Source organism: Neorhizobium sp. T6_25, assembly GCF_002968555.1.
Lineage (GTDB): Bacteria > Pseudomonadota > Alphaproteobacteria > Rhizobiales > Rhizobiaceae > Neorhizobium.
Map to the genome: position 1 here is coordinate 111,111 of NZ_PVBL01000007.1, position 15,304 is coordinate 126,414.

Here is a 15,304-nt window from a genome sequence, read left to right on the forward strand (position 1 = left end):
CGCCGTAGCGATTTCTGGAATTATACCGCAGGGGGGATATTCATGACGGCGAGCGATAAGGCCTTTCTCCGACCGGCAATCGGTCTGGTTGGAATGATGTTCCTGTCGGCATGCACGTCGGCGCAGACGACGGCGTCGATCTCTCCTTCCACCACGACGGTGAAGCCGGCGCCGGTCTCGAAGAAACAGGTCTACCACTACACGCCGGCTGATCGCGACTGTATGAAGCGGGCAATGTATTTCGAGTCGCAGCGCTCGAGCCGCGAAGGGCTGATGGCGGTCGGCACCGTGATCATGAACAGGCTGACCTCCGACGCCTATCCATCCACGATTTGCGGCATCGTTGCCCAGGAGCGGCAATTCGCACCGGGCGTGATGACGCGACCGATCAACGAGGCAACGGTTCCGGAACTCGATGCCGCCGTCGATGCGATCATTCGCGGCGAGCGGAACCCGGAAGTCAAGGACGCCATGTTCTTTCACACGGCGGGCTTACGTTTCCCCTACCAGAACATGCATTATGTCACGGTTGCCGGCGGCAATGCGTTCTACGAGAAGCGCGGCAGGGACGGGGATCTGCAGACGCCACCGCCGAAGCCCGTCGATGAATACGTGCTCGCCCTGGTGCAGAGCAATCCCGACCCGTTCAGCCTGATCCAGGCGAAAGAATTCGACGTCGCGTCGATCCCGGCGACCGGCACGGATCCGATGGTGGCGACGAATGTCCCGGTTCCGATCGAGCGGCCGGATCCCTTCGCGGCCCGTTCTGCCAGCATCCAGCCAGCCGGCACCCAACCTGTAAAACCTGCTGCCGCGCCGGTGATCCTTGCCAGCTCCATGAGCAATGAGTGGATGCTGCGTTTCGACACCGGCAACGCGAAGCCGATACCGACACCGTCGCCAAAACGATCGCCGGCCGGGGTCGACCGCTGATTCCTGAAGCTTACCCTGCCTTCTGCAGCTCGGCAGCCGCGGCATTGTCCTTGTCGTTGGCCCGCTGATAAGCCTCGCGTAGCGCGAGCCGTCCGAAATACTGTTCGAATGCGGCGCGTTTTTCGATCGTGCCGAACTGCAGGCCGTAACCGAGCTGTGAGCCGACATAGACATCCGCGGCGCTGAACGTGTCGCCGGCGATATAGGCGTTCGCCCGAACGGCCGCTTCCAGCGTATCCATGACGTCCTGATAGGTGCCGTAACCGACCATCCGCTCGCGTTCCTTCGGCACTTCGAAGCCGAGCACGCGGTTGCTGATGGCTGCCTCCAGCGGACCGGCCGCAAAGAACATCCAGCGGTAATAGTCGGCTCGCTTGGCGGGGGCGGGGGCAAGACCCGCCTGTGGAAAGACATCCGCCAGATAGGCGCAGATCGCCGCGCATTCGGTGACGACGGTCTTGCCGTGCGCGATGCTCGGCACCTTGCCCATCGGGTTGACGCTTTTATAGGTATCGCCCTTCATCGTCGTGCCGAAATGCAGGATTTCGGTACGATAGGGGAAGCCGACCTCCTCCAGCATCCAGCGGGCAATCCGGCCGCGTGACATCGGGTTCGTGTAAAGCACAAGTTCATCTGACATGTGGTCCTCCCGGCAGTGATCTCTATGTTTTGGTGCAGCTTGCTTTTCAATCAAGGCGCTGGGGCGAATTAGAGCGCCTTCCGGTACTGGATGAAGCCGGAGTTTTGGGCGATGCGGTCGTAGAGCCGCCGCGCTGCGGAATTGCTTTCGTGCGTCAGCCAATAGAGCCGCCCGGCGCCGTTTGCGCGCGCCAGATCTGCCACCGCTTCGATCAGGGCTGCGCCGGTTCCGCGGCCGCGCAGAGTATTCTTGACATAGAGGTCCTGCAGATAGCAGGTCGATTCAGGCAGCCAGCAGGACCGATGGAAGATGACATGCGCGATGGCGATCATCTTGCCGGTCTCGTCGAATGCGCCGAGGGCATGCATCGGCTCGGCAGGATCGTGAAACCGGCTCCAGGTGAGATCGTACATCTCCTTCGGCAACACGGTCTCGTAGAAGCGCAGATAGGCTTCCCAGAGCGGTTCCCAGGCGGTGCGGTCGGCTGGCTCGAGCGGACGGATGATCGCAGGTGTCGTCGTGGCGGTCATGGCGAAACTCCCTCACAAAAGAAAACGGCGGAGATTGCTCCCCGCCGTCGAATGATTAGCCGATTTTTCGGACTTAGGCAGCCATGGCGACCTTGAGATTTTCGTCCACCTTGTCGAGGAAGGCGGTGGTGGAGAGCCACGGCTGATCCGGACCGATGAGCAGCGCCAGGTCCTTGGTCATGTAGCCGGCTTCGACGGTGTCGACGCAGACCTTTTCGAGCGTCGAAGCGAACTTGGCGAGGTCGGCATTGTCGTCGAGCTTGGCGCGATGTGCGAGGCCACGGGTCCAGGCGAAGATCGAGGCGATCGAGTTCGTAGAGGTCTCCTGGCCCTTCTGGTGCTGGCGGTAATGACGGGTGACGGTGCCGTGGGCGGCTTCCGCTTCGACGGTGCGGCCATCGGGAGAAAGCAGGACCGAGGTCATCAGGCCGAGCGAGCCGAAACCCTGGGCGACGATGTCGGACTGGACGTCGCCGTCATAGTTCTTGCAGGCCCAGACGTAGCCGCCGGACCATTTCAGGGCTGCTGCGACCATGTCGTCGATCAGGCGATGTTCGTAGGTGATCTTCAGCGCGTCGAACTGTTCCTTGAATTCGGCGTTGAAGATTTCCTCGAAGATATCCTTGAATCGGCCGTCATAGGCCTTGAGGATGGTGTTCTTGGTCGACAGGTAGACGGGCCACTTGCGCATCAGGCCGTAGTTCAAGGAAGCACGAGCGAAGTCGCGGATCGATTCGTCGAGGTTGTACATGGCCATCGCCACGCCTGCGTCCGGCGCCTTGAACACTTCCTTCTCGATCACCTGGCCGTCTTCGCCCACGAACTTGATCGACAGCGTGCCCTTGCCCGGGAACTTGAAGTCGGTTGCCTTGTACTGGTCGCCGAAGGCGTGACGGCCGACGACGATCGGCTTGGTCCAGCCCGGAACCAGGCGCGGCACGTTCTTGCAGATGATCGGCTCGCGGAAGATGACGCCGCCGAGAATGTTGCGGATCGTGCCGTTCGGGCTCTTCCACATTTCCTTGAGGTTGAATTCCTTGACGCGGGCTTCATCCGGCGTGATCGTCGCGCACTTGATGCCGACGCCGTGCTTCTTGATGGCGTTGGCGGCGTCGATGGTCACCTGGTCGTTGGTGGCGTCGCGGTTCTCGACCGAGAGGTCGTAATATTCGATGTCGAGATCGAGATAGGGAAGGACCAGCTTGTCCTTGATGAGCTGCCAGATGATGCGGGTCATCTCGTCGCCGTCGAGATCGACGACCGGGTTGGCTACCTTGATCTTTTGCATGGAATTCCTCTTGGACGTAGAAGGGACCTCAAGGTCCCGACGGGTGGACACCAGTGGGTGCGCTATAACATCGCCGGGCTGGAACGCAAAGGCATTGAGGCCATCATATGCGGCTTTTCATGCGAGAAATCGCGGTGCGTCCGGACCTGCGGATGATTGCCCTTGCCAAACCATAATGCCTGATTAATGTCCGGCCAAATCGCTCTCCAACTGCCGGATTTGATCTTATGCGGACCTTGCCGCTTGCCCTTGCCTTTTCATTGATCTCGACCCTCACTGCGGCGGCTGATGTGACCGATCCCGTGAAAGAGGTGATGAAGATCACCGAGGACAACTGGAATACCGTCGACAGCGAATGGAAATACATCTTCGATGCCGGTCCGTTGTCTCGCCTGTTCAGCAAGAAATTCCAGGGCGCCTATGCGGAAGCCGCCAAGCACCCGGCCTACGACACGGAGAACAACCAGCCGGGCGATCCGTTCGGCTACGACGTGATAACCTCGTCGCAGGACGGCTGTCCGTTGAAGGACATCAAGACGACCTCGGCACCGGGCGCCAACGGCATGACCGATGTTACCGTAACCTTCAAGATGTGGACCTGCGTCGATGAGGCGGCGGTGAAGGACAGCGTCAACGAACTGCATTTCGACATCATCCAGGAAGCCGGCAAGCCCGTTATCGACGACATCCACCGCGTCGCCGACGGCGAGCGGGATTCGGTGATCGAAGAGATGCAGTCGATCGCCAAGGGCGAGTAACTCGGCGATGATCGGGCGGCATGTCGCTCTCTCGATCGTGGCCTTGAGACCCATGCTTGGTCTCGCCAAACCTTGCCCAGGCGATATAGTCGGCGGCCAGGAGCGGGTATCGGCACCCGCCTGAGGTAGTGGATGAGGTTTGCCGCGAAGATCCGAGACTGGCTGCTCGCCAACGACCCGGCGCTGTCGCGCCTGCGCATGGCCGGACGCGTGACCCTGACCGTCATCGCCGCGGTGGCCTGCCTTGCGCTCATCCACATCGCCGGTCTGGCGTTGCCGACGATCGCCTACGGACTTGCGATCATCCTTTCGATCGAAGGCGGCGTTGCTGTCCGCGACCGGCTGCCGTCCGACCAACTGAAGACGCGGCTGATCGGCGGCGTGGTCAGCCTCGTCTGCGTCGGGCTGGCTGCAGTGCTCGAAGACTATCGCTACATTTCCGATCCGATGTTCCTGGTCGTCATTGCTGGCGCTACCGTCGGGCGCGTCTACGGACCGCGCGGATTTGCCGTCGGCATGTTCGCATTCACGTCCTATTTCACGGGCGCCTACCTCAAGCCCAGCCTTTCCGACCTTCCGCTTGGGGCCATCGGTCCGGCGATCGCGGTCGTTACCGGCCATCTGGTCCGCAGCTATCTCCTGCCGGACGACTGGCGGCGCGATCTTCTGCGGTCGCTGGTGGCGATCCAGGGCAGGGTGGGCGATATCCTGATGAAGCTCGCGGTTCTGTCGAGCGGCGGGATCGTCTCGGATAGCGATCGGCGCGAACTGCGGCAGCTCGAGGAGCGGCTCAAGGACGTCGTGCTGATGGCCGAAGGTTTCCTTCCCCGCACGGCAGACGGCACGATCGATCCGGAGGACGAACCGCTCACGTCTCTCACGATGAAGATCTTCGACGTGCATCTCGCTGCGGAAAGCGTGATCGTGCTCTCCTTCGAGGCGCTGCCGCCCTTCATGCTCGTCCATGCGCTGATCGAGGGCGACCAGGACATGGCCGCGAAAATCGTAGCCAGCCCGGCGGTCGCCGACGACGACCGGGTGGCGGAAAGCGCAGCCGCCCTGATCTGGCTGCAGAAGGTCAGGATGGCCTTGGCGGAAGCCATCGAGGACGGGCGGCGGGACCGTTTCCCGGTCATCGAGGATGCCGCTGCCGCGCCGACTTCGGCAAAAATCGATTTCTCGCTCAGGAACCCGGTGATGCGATCCGCGGTGCAGATCACGATCGCATCGAGCCTGGCGATGGTTTTTGGCCTGATGTTGTCGCGCGACCGCTGGTTCTGGGCTGTGCTGACCGCCTTCCTGATCTTCACGAACACCAAGTCGCGCGGCGATGCGGCGATCAGGGCCCTTCAGCGTTCGATCGGCACGCTGCTCGGGATTGCATCCGGGCTCGTGCTGGCAACGGTGATCGGCGGTTATCCGCTTGTCTCCGTGCCGATCGCGGTGCTCTGCATCTTCCTCGGCTTCTACTGCCTACAGATTTCCTATGCGGCGATGACCTTCTTCATCTCGATCGTGCTCTGCCTGGTCTACGGCCTGACCGGGGTGCTGACCCTCGACCTCCTGCAGCTCAGGATCGAGGAAACGCTGATCGGCGCGCTTGCAGGAACCATCGTCGCCTTCCTTGTTTTCCCGGCATCGACACGCTCGACCCTCGATCTTGCGCTGGGGCGCTGGTTTGATGGCCTGCGCGAACTTCTTTCCGCGGTCAGGGAGGGCCGGAGCGGCTTTGAGATCATCGGTCTCTCTCATAAGCTCGACGCCGCCTATCGCGAAGTCACGCTCGCCGCGCGCCCGCTTGGCACCACCTGGTCGGTCGTGAGCCGTCCGGGCCAGGTTCGCCAGACGCTCGGCATCTTCCTCGGCGCTACCTATTGGGCGCGGATCTTTGCCCGCAATGTGGTCCGGGCGGGGGAGAAGCCGGAAGGTGAGGTACTGGCGGCGCTGGAGGACGTATTGAACACTATCGGAGCGCTTTCGGCCCGCGGTTCGGAGTGTTTCGTGGTAAAGCGCAAACTGAGCCGAGGCGCCGGCCGCCATCTCCCGATCTTCAAGCACGGCAGTCGCGTTGGCGTCGAAATGATCGGCACGATGCTGGGCAGGCTTTATCCCGCAACAGCATGAGGCTTGCCGATTTCCTCGGGCACCGGTATTCCGGCCGTCGGATTTGGATACGGAAACAGAAATGTCAGGCACGAACAGCGAGCGCGAACTCATAGCCGAAGGACCGGCGGTCATCCTGGTCGAGCCGCAGCTCGGCGAGAATATCGGCATGGTGGCGCGCGCCATGGCCAATTTCGGCCTCGCGGAGCTGCGCCTGGTCAAGCCGCGCGATGGCTGGCCGAGCGAAAAGGCCCGCTCCGCCGCCTCCAAGGCCGACCACGTCATCGACGGCACCAAGGTGTTCGAAACGCTCGAGGAGGCGATCGCCGACCTCAATTTCGTTTATGCCACGACCGCGCGCGAACGTTACGGCTTCAAGCCGGTGCGCTCTCCGGTGACCGCTGCCGAAACCCTGCTGAGCAGGTTCAAGGCGGGCGAGAAGACCGGCATTCTCTTCGGCCGCGAACGCTGGGGCCTCACCAACGAGGAAGTGGCGCTCGCCGACGAGATCGTCACTTTCCCCGTCAACCCCGCCTTTGCTTCGCTGAACATCGCCCAGGCCGTGCTTCTGATGTCCTATGAATGGATGAAGTCGGGCATGGACGATCTAACCGAGACGGTCTTTCTGCCGATCGAGCAGCGTCCTTCCACCAAGGAACAGGTGATCGGCCTGTTCGAGCACCTGGAAGAGGCGTTGGACGCCCGCAATTATTTCCATCCGCCCGCGAAAAAGCCAAGAATGATCGACAACCTCCGCGCTGTCATCTCGCGGCGGGGTTTTACGGAGCAGGAGATCAGCGTGTTCCGGGGCGTCATCAACTCGCTCGACCGTTTTCCCCGCGGATGGTCGAAAAAGGACGGGCCGAAGCCTGAAAAGGCTGATTTGCCCCAAGGGGCATCTGGGGAGAAGACGGGGAATGACGCAGACGAATGAATCGAAACCCGTGCTGATGTTCGATTCGGGCATCGGCGGGCTGACGGTGCTGCGCGAGGCGCGTGTGCTGATCCCGGAACGCGGCTTCATCTACGTCGCCGACGATGCCGGCTTTCCCTATGGCGACTGGGAGGAGCCGGCCCTGCGCGAGAGGGTGATCGCGCTCTTTGCAAAACTCCTCGATGAATACGATCCGGAGGTCTGCGTCATTTCCTGCAATACCGCTTTCACCCTGGTCGGCGCGGATCTGCGCGAAACCTTTCCGAAGATGACCTTCGTCGGCACCGTCCCGGCGATCAAGCCGGCGGCGGAACGCACCCGCTCCGGTCTGGTCTCCGTTCTCGCGACCCCCGGCACGGTCAAGCGCGCCTATACCCGCGACCTTATCCAGTCTTTTGCCACCCAGTGTCATGTGCGTCTCGTCGGTTCGCAGAACCTCGCCCGCATGGCGGAAGCCTATATCCGTGGTGAAACGATTTCCGACGAGGCGGTGCTCGCCGAGATCGCGCCGTGTTTCGTCGAGAAGGACGACCGGAAAACCGATATCGTCGTGCTCGCCTGCACCCATTACCCCTTCATGGCCAATGTCTTCCGCAGGCTTGCCCCCTGGCCGGTGGATTGGCTCGACCCTGCCGAGGCGATCGCCAGGCAGGCGCGCCGAAAAGTGCCGCTGGTCGAGGGCGCCGAACACCCCGATAACTACGATTTCGCCGTCTTCACCTCCGGCAATCCCGACTTCGCCACCCGCCGCCTGATGCAAGGTTTTGGGCTGAGGGCCTAAGCGCCACCGAGCAATGTGGCTTATTTGCCACGGTTTTTTCGCGAGGACTGCAATTCGCGATTGTGCGCTTGCTCATCGGGTGATCTCGTGTATTATTTACCCATTCCGCAAATCGAACACAGGAGGCGTGAAATGAAGTCCATTACCATGTATATGCGCCTTTCTGGCGGAACGGCTATTGTGGCCTCGGTGTCTCGCACATCGATGCCGGCCGGCATGTGCTTCCAGGCTGTATAAGGCTGGATTTCCGCCGTTTTGGCACTTTTCCCATTGATCTGACGTGACCGGCTGACGACGCGATTTACCGCGTTTCCTCGTCCGCATCCGCACGTCTTTCTTCATCTCAGAGGACCTGGTCGCGACATGCGCCGGGACGAAAAATCATGCGTGAATCACAATTTATGGTTGCTGATACCCTTTCGGCTGCGGTTCATGAACTCTGCCGCGAACATGGCGTCTGGAGGACTGCTGGTGCACTGCTCCTGGCAGCCTGGAGACGTCGTCAAGAAGAGAACCAGATCTCCGATCTTTCCAATCGGATGCGCCGCGATGTCGGTTTCCCCGAACTCGAGGACGACCGCGGAAATGTCCGGTTCATCCTTTGGGACCTCCGGCTGTGAAAGGACCGAGATGGGTCCCCGGCGGGCTTGCCGCCGGGGCCTCACGTGGAGGTCCTATGTCTGGAACTGAAACAATGACGACCGTCTTCCGCAAACTGTGCCGTGACGATATGGCGGAGGCTGCGAGCGTTCACCGTGCTTCCTTCGACGAGCGGCTGCCGTGGCTCGCTCAGCTTCACACGCCGGAGGAGGATCGCGGATACTGGAGAGGGCATCTCTTCGCGACCTGCGACATCTGGGGCGCCGAAAGGGACGGCACCCTGCTCGGCGTTATCGCCTTTCGCAAGGATTGGGTCGACCAGCTCTATATCCTGCCGAACGTGCAGGGGCAGGGGATCGGTTCCCGGCTTCTGGACATTGCGAAGGGAGCCCATCCGCAGCTTTTTCTCTGGACCTTCCAGCGCAATGCGGCAGCCCGCCGTTTCTATGAGACGCGTGGTTTCGTCGCGACCGAGGAGACTGATGGTTCAGGCAATGAGGAGAATGAGCCAGACGTCCTCTATCGCTGGCGCATGACGACTGAATAAACACCGCTTGCAAACTGAAAAATTCGGTGGCTTGCTCCCTCTGTTCCATGGAGGAGAATCCGCATGTCGCTTGAACACTGGCTCGCTTTCGTCGCTGCTTCGTCGGTTCTCCTGGCCATTCCCGGGCCGACGATCCTGCTTGTCATTTCCTATGCGCTGAGCCATGGCCGCAAGGTGGCCTCCGCCACGGTTGCCGGCACGGCGCTGGGTGACTTCACGGCGATGACCGCATCCATGCTCGGGCTGGGCGCTCTGCTTGCGACCTCTGCGGCACTCTTCACGGTGCTGAAATGGGTGGGCGCCGCCTATCTCATCTATCTCGGTATCAAGCTCTGGCGCGCGCCGGTTTCCGAACGGGCCGCCGATCTCGGCGAGGCCGAGGTAACGTCCGTTAAACCGTTCAAGATTTTCCTGCACACCTATGTGGTTACCGCGCTTAACCCGAAGAGCATCGTCTTCTTCGTGGCCTTCCTGCCGCAGTTCCTGGACCTCAGCCAGCCGCTGTTCTTCCAGATGGTGGTCTTCGAAGTGACCTTCCTGGTGCTCGCGACCCTGAACGCCACGCTCTACGGCCTGCTTGCCTCGATGGCGCGCAACACGATCCGCAAGCCGAAAGTCCAGCAGATCGTCAACCGCACCGGCGGTTCGTTGATGATCGGTGCCGGCCTGTTGTCGGTCGGCTTCAAGCGCGCAGCCGTCTGAGCTTTGTCAAGGAGGAACAGCTGATGATCACCGGGCGTTGCCATTGCGGCGAGACCGTTTTCGAGATCAAGGGTGAACTGCCGCAGGCACTCACCCGCTGCACCTGCACTTACTGCTCAAGGCGCGGCGCGCTCCATGCCTATTACGAGCCGGCGCAGGTGAAGGTCACGGCCAATGCTGCGACCGACAAGGTCTATCGCTGGAATTCGAAGATGGTGGCGCATCATTTCTGCGGCACATGCGGCTGCACCACCTATAGCGACAGCCCGGATTTCCAGATGGACGGCACCTGGGACGGCAAGACCCGGCGTGTCGCCGTGAATGCACGGCTGTTCGACGATTTCGATGCCGAGGAATGGCCTCACACGGTCATCGACGGCCGGCACCTCTGGTAGGAGAAGAGCGATGAGTGACGTTACCCTGCTTGCTTTCGCGATCGTCGCGTTCATCGGCATCGCCACACCCGGGCCGACCGTCCTGCTGGCGCTCACCAATGGCTCGCGTTACGGCCTTCGCCGTGCTCTTCCGGGCATGGCAGGCGCGATGATCTCCGATTTCGTATTGATCGGCGCAGTGGCGCTCGGCCTCGGCGCTTTGCTAGCGGCCTCCGAATTCTGGTTCTCGGTCGTCAAGTGGCTAGGTGCCGGTTATCTTGCATTTCTCGGCCTGATGCTTCTGCGCTCGAAAGGCTCGCTTGACGTAACGGCAAGCGCTGCTGCCGCCGGTTCGGGTGCCGCGACGTCAATCTTCCTGAAGAGCTTCCTCGTCGCGGTGACCAATCCCAAGGGATACCTGTTCTTCTCGGCTTTCCTGCCGCAGTTTATCGTCCCGGATGCGCCGCAGTTTCAGCAATATGCGATCCTGGCGATGGTCTTCGCGCTGATGGATTTTGCCGTCATGTTCGGTTATGCGCTGCTCGGCTCGCGCGCCGTGCATCTGCTCAAGAAGAAGGGTGCGCTCTGGCTCGATCGGCTCTGCGGCGGCGCGCTTCTGGCGCTTGCCGGCTCGCTGGCATTCTATCGTCGCGCAGCATCCTGAGCGGTTTCACAAAGGCCTGTGCATTTTCGATCTTGCCCGGCGAAACGAATCCCGATCTCTGTTAGAGTTCTGGAGTCGCGGCTTCTAACGGTCACCGCGAAGAGACAGCATACGAGGTAAGTGCATTGCAGGTCGGCATCGATATGGGAATTGTGTCCGGGGGCGATCCGGCCAAGCTCGATATCGAGGAGCTTCTGGCGACCCGTCTGCTCGTCCAGGGAAATTCCGGCTCCGGCAAGTCGCATCTCCTGCGCCGCCTGCTGGAACAGTCCGCGCCCTGGGTGCAGCAGGTGGTGATCGATCCGGAAGGCGATTTCGTCACTTTGTCTGAAAAATTCGGCCATGTGGTGGTCGATGGCGAGCGCAGCGAGGCCGAGCTTGCCGGCATCGCCAACCGTATCCGCAAGAATCGAGTCTCCTGCGTCCTGACGCTCGAAGGCCTCGATCTCGAAGAACAGATGCGGGCCGCCGCCGCCTTCCTGAACGGCATGTTCGATGCCGATCGCGAATATTGGTATCCGGTCCTGGTCGTGGTCGACGAGGCGCAGATGTTCGCGCCGTCGGTCGGCGGCGACGTCTCGGAAGATGCACGAAAACTCTCGCTCGGCGCCATGACCAACCTGATGTGCCGCGGCCGGAAGCGCGGGCTTGCCGGCGTCATCGCCACCCAGCGCCTCGCAAAGCTCGCCAAGAACGTCGCGGCCGAAGCCTCGAACTTCCTGATGGGCCGCACCTTCCTTGATATCGACATGGCGCGTGCCGCCGATCTGCTCGGCATGGATCGCCGCCAGGCGGAAATGTTCCGTGATCTGAAGCGCGGCAATTTCGTCGCCCTCGGCCCGGCACTGTCGCGCCGGCCGTTGCCGATCGTCATCGGTACGGTCGAGACGTCGGCGCGCTCTTCCAGCCCGAAGCTGATGCCGCTGCCGGATGCACCGCAGGACGTCGAGGACCTGATCTTCACACCGGACCCGGAAGAATTCACCCGGCCGATGGTCCGCCGTGCCCCGCCGGCGCCGAGGCCGACGACGGATATCCTGGCCGAACTGTCGCGCACGACACCCGCCGCTATCTCGGCGCCGCAGGAGCCGCGCGTCGCCCAGCCGGAATTGTCCGCCGAAGAGCGCGAAGAACGGCTGTCCGCCGTCCTGTCGGAAATTCTCGACGATCCGCAATCCGCCTACCGGACGGATTCCGTCCTATATCAGGATTTTCTGGTGCGCGCCCGGATGCGGCGCCTGCAGGGTCCGCCGCTCTCGCTCGGTGAATTCCGCCGCCGCACGGCGATCGCCCGCTCGGGTGTCGACGAGGAAACCGCTTCCGGCGAGGCCTGGGGGACGGCGCTGTCGCTGTCATCCGGCGTTTCGGATGACCTGCAGGGCGTTTTCCTGCTGATGGCGAAGGCGGCGATTTCAGGCGAACCATGCCCGTCGGATGCGCGAATCGCCCGGGCCTACGGCACCCACTCGGCGCGTCGCGCCCGTCGCCTTCTCGGTTATTTCGAGGAACAGGGCCTGATCGTCGTGCATGCGGACTTTTCGGGCAAACGCATCGTCGCCTTCCCGGATCTGCAGGCGGAGACCGCGCCCGGCAACGCCGACGCGCCGGATGAGGGCGAGGCGAGGGCCGCTGCCGAATAGGCGGTCAGTGGCAAATAGGCGGTCAGTGGATGTGAAAATGCGCTTCCACCGCCGCGGCGATAAAGGCGCGCCGGGCTTCCGAAGGCCTCGACTTCCCCTTCAACGCTTCGTCGCAAACCTGTTCCGCCAGATGATGCTGACTGCCGTGATAGGCCGGCCAGAAGCGGTCGAGGACTGTTTTTGCCTCGCGTACCGTCTTGACGGTGCGGACCATGCCGGTTTCGGGATTTTCGATCCTGATCGGGCTGCTCCAGAGTTTCGATTTCATGACACGACACCTCCTTCCCTTAAGATGGTACGAAGCCCTTGCTCCGTCAAAAAAGCCTGCAGACAGCCTTGCCGAAAGGTTAAGAGACCGGTGCAGTTGACATTCCTGTGACATCCGCCTAAACACCGCGCCAACGCCGGGCCGAAAGACCCGGTGTTTCACTGACATGTCCCGTGGTTTTCTCCGGACGCTTTCGTGAGAGACCTGTCAGAGCTCTTAAATCAGGGCTCAGAGGAGGGCGTGTTTCCTTGATCCGGCTTGGCAACAAGTCGGTGTAACCATTTGAAAGGAAATACGATGAGCAAGCGCGAATCGTCCAAATACAAGATCGACCGCCGTATGGGCGAAAACATCTGGGGGCGTCCTAAGTCCCCGGTGAACCGCCGCGAATACGGCCCGGGCCAGCACGGCCAGCGCCGCAAGGGCAAGCTTTCCGACTTCGGCGTGCAGCTGCGCGCCAAGCAGAAGCTCAAGGGTTATTACGGCGACCTGCGCGAAAAGCAGTTCCGCTCCATCTATGACGAAGCCAACCGCCGCAAGGGCGACACTTCGGAAAACCTGATCGGTCTGCTCGAATCGCGCCTCGATGCGATCGTCTACCGCGCCAAGTTTGTTCCGACGGTCTTTGCTGCCCGCCAGTTCGTCAACCATGGCCACGTCACCGTCAACGGCGTTCGCGTCAACATCGGTTCCTACCGCTGCAAGGCCGGCGACGTCATCGAAGTCCGTCAGAAGTCGAAGCAGCTCGTCACGGTTCTCGAAGCCGTTTCGCTGGCTGAACGCGACGTTCCGGACTATATCGAAGCCGACCACAACAAGATGGTTGCCACCTTCGCCCGCGTTCCTGGCCTGAGCGACGTTCCTTACGCCGTCATCATGGAACCGCAGCTGGTCGTCGAATTCTACTCGCGTTGATGAATTGCCCTTCGGGGCGGTTCTGCGACACCAAAGAAAAGCCGCCTTTCGAGGCGGCTTTTTTCGTTTGACCGGACAGCTTGGCGAGAACTACCGCCTCACTTGGAGGTGGCTTTTTTCTTCTCGCTGGCAGGTTCCGTGGTGGTCGCGGTCGTGTCCGTGGACTGGGAGGTTGCGACAGGCGCTTCCTTCGGGCCTTCGCCCATGCGGTTCCAGGCGTCGAGGCCGGCGATCTTGTAGGCTTCGGCGAGCGTCGGGTAGTTGAACGTGTTCTCGACGAAATATTCGACGGTGCCCTTAAGGTTCAGCACCGCCTGGCCGATGTGAACAAGTTCGGTTGCCCCTTCGCCGACGATATGGACGCCGAGCAGGCGGCGGGTCTTCAGCGAGAAGATCAGCTTCAGGAGGCCGGTATCGAGGCCCATGATGTGGCCGCGCGAGGTCTCGCGGAAGCGGGCGATGCCGCATTCATAGAGAATGCCGCGTTCCTTCATTTCCTCTTCGGTGAGGCCGCAGGTGGAAATTTCCGGCACGGCATAGATGCCGTAGGGGAAATATTTCTGCGGTTCCTTGGCGATCGCGCCGACGGCGACGCGCGCCGCGACGCGCCCCTGTTCCATCGAGGTTGAGGCGAGGCTCGGAAACCCGACGACATCGCCGGCGGCGTAGATGTTGGGAACGGAGGTCTCGAAGGTTTCCGGGTTGACCTTGAGGCGGCCGCGGCTGTCGGCCTCGAGGCCGGCCGCGGCGAGGTTCAGCGTATCGGTGGCGCCCATGCGGCCGGCGGCGAACAGCACCATGTCGGTAATGATCTGGCGGCCGCTGTCCACGTGCACCAGAACCTTGCCGTCCGGCAGGCGCTCCACCTTGTCCGCCTTCTGGCCGAGCAGCAGTTTCATGTTGCGGTCGCGCAGCTGGTAGGTGAAGTCTTCGACGATTTCCTTGTCGATGAAGTCGAGCATGGTCGGCTTCGGGTCGATAACGGTCACGGCCGCATCCAGTGCACTGAAGATCGTCGCATATTCGATGCCGATAACGCCGGCGCCGATGACCACCATCGAACGGGGGAGCTGGTCGATTTCGAGCAGCTCGTCGCTGTCGAGAACCGTCTTGCCGTCGAACGGCATGTAATCGGGGCGGAAAGGCTTGGTGCCGACCGCGAGCAGGATCGACTTGCCCATGACGTGCATGACGTCGCCGTCGTCCTTGGCGATCGCCATCGTGTCGGGCGTGACGAAGCTCGCCTTGCCACGGATGCTCTGGACGCGGTTGCGGGCGAACTGGTGCTCCAGTACTTCGACTTCATGGTCGAGCGTGATCAGCAGGCGGCGGCGCAGGTCCTCGGCGCTGATCTCCTGCTTGACGCGGTAGGCCTTGCCGTAGAAGCCGCGTTCGCGCCAGCCGGACAGATTGAGCGCCGTTTCGCGCAATGTCTTCGACGGGATCGTGCCCGTGTGGACGGAAACGCCTCCGACCCTCTTGCCCTGTTCGACGACCAGAACCTTCTTGTCGAGCTTGGCTGCCTGGATGGCCGCACGGCGACCGGCCGGCCCGCTGCCGACGACGATGAGGTCGTATTGGTTCATGGGATGCTCCGCTCCGAATCTGACGGCCGCCGCGATGCGGC

At 61.8% G+C, this 15,304-nt stretch carries 17 protein-coding genes; 12 read left to right on the plus strand and 5 right to left on the minus strand.

Annotation, left to right across the window (positions count from 1 at the left end; genetic code table 11):
- Positions 1-42 precede the first annotated feature (42 nt).
- Entirely contained in the window at positions 43-933 is an 891-nt protein-coding gene (locus C5L10_RS11720; RefSeq protein ID WP_245447981.1) for a cell wall hydrolase, read from the plus strand.
- A gap of 10 nt (positions 934-943) precedes the next feature.
- On the opposite strand, the gene C5L10_RS11725 is transcribed toward C5L10_RS11720, so the two are convergent.
- The 3 genes from C5L10_RS11725 to C5L10_RS11735 all read right to left on the minus strand — a co-directional run bounded on the left by C5L10_RS11725 (position 944) and on the right by C5L10_RS11735 (position 3,391).
- Positions 944-1,573, minus strand: a complete 630-nt coding sequence (locus C5L10_RS11725) for a glutathione S-transferase family protein (protein ID WP_105429820.1) — start codon at positions 1,571-1,573, stop codon at positions 944-946.
- Between the two features lie 68 nt (positions 1,574-1,641).
- Positions 1,642-2,103, minus strand: a complete 462-nt coding sequence (locus C5L10_RS11730; RefSeq protein WP_105429821.1) for a GNAT family N-acetyltransferase — start codon at positions 2,101-2,103, stop codon at positions 1,642-1,644.
- A 73-nt stretch (positions 2,104-2,176) separates the two neighbouring features.
- Positions 2,177-3,391, minus strand: coding sequence for an NADP-dependent isocitrate dehydrogenase (locus tag C5L10_RS11735; protein ID WP_105419633.1), 1,215 nt, complete (start codon positions 3,389-3,391; stop codon positions 2,177-2,179).
- A 227-nt stretch (positions 3,392-3,618) separates the two neighbouring features.
- Between C5L10_RS11735 and C5L10_RS11740 the strand changes: the two genes are divergently transcribed.
- From C5L10_RS11740 to C5L10_RS11785, 10 genes are all read left to right on the plus strand, one after another.
- Positions 3,619-4,149 (plus strand): hypothetical protein, encoded by a 531-nt coding sequence (locus tag C5L10_RS11740; RefSeq protein WP_046667949.1) that lies wholly within the window; start codon positions 3,619-3,621, stop codon positions 4,147-4,149.
- A 132-nt stretch (positions 4,150-4,281) separates the two neighbouring features.
- Positions 4,282-6,273 carry an FUSC family protein gene (locus tag C5L10_RS11745; protein WP_105429822.1) on the plus strand — a complete coding sequence of 664 codons (1,992 nt, stop codon included), beginning with the start codon at positions 4,282-4,284 and terminating at the stop codon, positions 6,271-6,273.
- A 61-nt stretch (positions 6,274-6,334) separates the two neighbouring features.
- Positions 6,335-7,186, plus strand: a complete 852-nt coding sequence (locus tag C5L10_RS11750; RefSeq protein ID WP_105429823.1) for an RNA methyltransferase — start codon at positions 6,335-6,337, stop codon at positions 7,184-7,186.
- On the plus strand, positions 7,170-7,967 hold the full coding sequence (gene murI / locus C5L10_RS11755; RefSeq protein ID WP_105419254.1) for a glutamate racemase: 798 nt from the start codon (positions 7,170-7,172) through the stop codon (positions 7,965-7,967). Before C5L10_RS11750 ends, murI begins: the two co-directional genes overlap by 17 nt.
- 383 nt (positions 7,968-8,350) lie before the next feature.
- Positions 8,351-8,587 (plus strand): DUF1127 domain-containing protein, encoded by a 237-nt coding sequence (locus tag C5L10_RS11760; RefSeq protein ID WP_105429824.1) that lies wholly within the window; start codon positions 8,351-8,353, stop codon positions 8,585-8,587.
- A gap of 56 nt (positions 8,588-8,643) precedes the next feature.
- Entirely contained in the window at positions 8,644-9,114 is a 471-nt protein-coding gene (locus C5L10_RS11765) for a GNAT family N-acetyltransferase (RefSeq protein WP_105429825.1), read from the plus strand.
- A gap of 63 nt (positions 9,115-9,177) precedes the next feature.
- Positions 9,178-9,816 carry a LysE family translocator gene (locus C5L10_RS11770; protein ID WP_105429826.1) on the plus strand — a complete coding sequence of 213 codons (639 nt, stop codon included), beginning with the start codon at positions 9,178-9,180 and terminating at the stop codon, positions 9,814-9,816.
- A 23-nt stretch (positions 9,817-9,839) separates the two neighbouring features.
- The gene (locus tag C5L10_RS11775; RefSeq protein WP_105429827.1) at positions 9,840-10,211 is read left to right on the plus strand and encodes a GFA family protein; all 372 of its coding nucleotides are present in this window, start codon (positions 9,840-9,842) and stop codon (positions 10,209-10,211) included.
- Positions 10,212-10,221: 10 nt separating this feature from the next.
- On the plus strand, positions 10,222-10,854 hold the full coding sequence (locus C5L10_RS11780) for a LysE family translocator (protein ID WP_105429828.1): 633 nt from the start codon (positions 10,222-10,224) through the stop codon (positions 10,852-10,854).
- Between the two features lie 125 nt (positions 10,855-10,979).
- Entirely contained in the window at positions 10,980-12,494 is a 1,515-nt protein-coding gene (locus tag C5L10_RS11785) for an ATP-binding protein (RefSeq protein ID WP_105429829.1), read from the plus strand.
- A gap of 22 nt (positions 12,495-12,516) precedes the next feature.
- On the opposite strand, the gene C5L10_RS33615 is transcribed toward C5L10_RS11785, so the two are convergent.
- On the minus strand, positions 12,517-12,762 hold the full coding sequence (locus tag C5L10_RS33615; RefSeq protein ID WP_046667938.1) for a DUF982 domain-containing protein: 246 nt from the start codon (positions 12,760-12,762) through the stop codon (positions 12,517-12,519).
- A gap of 297 nt (positions 12,763-13,059) precedes the next feature.
- On the opposite strand from C5L10_RS33615, the gene rpsD reads away from it, so the two are divergent.
- Positions 13,060-13,677: a 30S ribosomal protein S4 gene (gene rpsD, locus C5L10_RS11795; protein WP_046608973.1), complete on the plus strand. Its 618-nt coding sequence runs from the start codon at positions 13,060-13,062 to the stop codon at positions 13,675-13,677.
- A gap of 98 nt (positions 13,678-13,775) precedes the next feature.
- Here the strand turns inward: rpsD and sthA are convergent, their stop codons facing one another.
- On the minus strand, positions 13,776-15,263 hold the full coding sequence (sthA, locus tag C5L10_RS11800; RefSeq protein ID WP_172717000.1) for a Si-specific NAD(P)(+) transhydrogenase: 1,488 nt from the start codon (positions 15,261-15,263) through the stop codon (positions 13,776-13,778).
- Between the last annotated feature and the right edge of the window lie 41 nt (positions 15,264-15,304).

Excerpts from the sequence above, each read along its gene's own strand:
- C5L10_RS11720 (WP_245447981.1), top strand. The coding sequence starts at position 43 with ATGACGGCGAGCGATAAGGCCTTTCTCCGACCGGCAATCGGTCTGGTT.
- C5L10_RS11725 (WP_105429820.1), bottom strand. The coding sequence starts at position 1,573 with ATGTCAGATGAACTTGTGCTTTACACGAACCCGATGTCACGCGGCCGG.
- C5L10_RS11730 (WP_105429821.1), bottom strand. The coding sequence starts at position 2,103 with ATGACCGCCACGACGACACCTGCGATCATCCGTCCGCTCGAGCCAGCC.
- C5L10_RS11735 (WP_105419633.1), bottom strand. The coding sequence starts at position 3,391 with ATGCAAAAGATCAAGGTAGCCAACCCGGTCGTCGATCTCGACGGCGAC.
- C5L10_RS11740 (WP_046667949.1), top strand. The coding sequence starts at position 3,619 with ATGCGGACCTTGCCGCTTGCCCTTGCCTTTTCATTGATCTCGACCCTC.
- C5L10_RS11745 (WP_105429822.1), top strand. The coding sequence starts at position 4,282 with ATGAGGTTTGCCGCGAAGATCCGAGACTGGCTGCTCGCCAACGACCCG.
- C5L10_RS11750 (WP_105429823.1), top strand. The coding sequence starts at position 6,335 with ATGTCAGGCACGAACAGCGAGCGCGAACTCATAGCCGAAGGACCGGCG.
- murI (WP_105419254.1), top strand. The coding sequence starts at position 7,170 with ATGACGCAGACGAATGAATCGAAACCCGTGCTGATGTTCGATTCGGGC.
- C5L10_RS11760 (WP_105429824.1), top strand. The coding sequence starts at position 8,351 with ATGCGTGAATCACAATTTATGGTTGCTGATACCCTTTCGGCTGCGGTT.
- C5L10_RS11765 (WP_105429825.1), top strand. The coding sequence starts at position 8,644 with ATGTCTGGAACTGAAACAATGACGACCGTCTTCCGCAAACTGTGCCGT.
- C5L10_RS11770 (WP_105429826.1), top strand. The coding sequence starts at position 9,178 with ATGTCGCTTGAACACTGGCTCGCTTTCGTCGCTGCTTCGTCGGTTCTC.
- C5L10_RS11775 (WP_105429827.1), top strand. The coding sequence starts at position 9,840 with ATGATCACCGGGCGTTGCCATTGCGGCGAGACCGTTTTCGAGATCAAG.
- C5L10_RS11780 (WP_105429828.1), top strand. The coding sequence starts at position 10,222 with ATGAGTGACGTTACCCTGCTTGCTTTCGCGATCGTCGCGTTCATCGGC.
- C5L10_RS33615 (WP_046667938.1), bottom strand. The coding sequence starts at position 12,762 with ATGAAATCGAAACTCTGGAGCAGCCCGATCAGGATCGAAAATCCCGAA.
- rpsD (WP_046608973.1), top strand. The coding sequence starts at position 13,060 with ATGAGCAAGCGCGAATCGTCCAAATACAAGATCGACCGCCGTATGGGC.
- sthA (WP_172717000.1), bottom strand. The coding sequence starts at position 15,263 with ATGAACCAATACGACCTCATCGTCGTCGGCAGCGGGCCGGCCGGTCGC.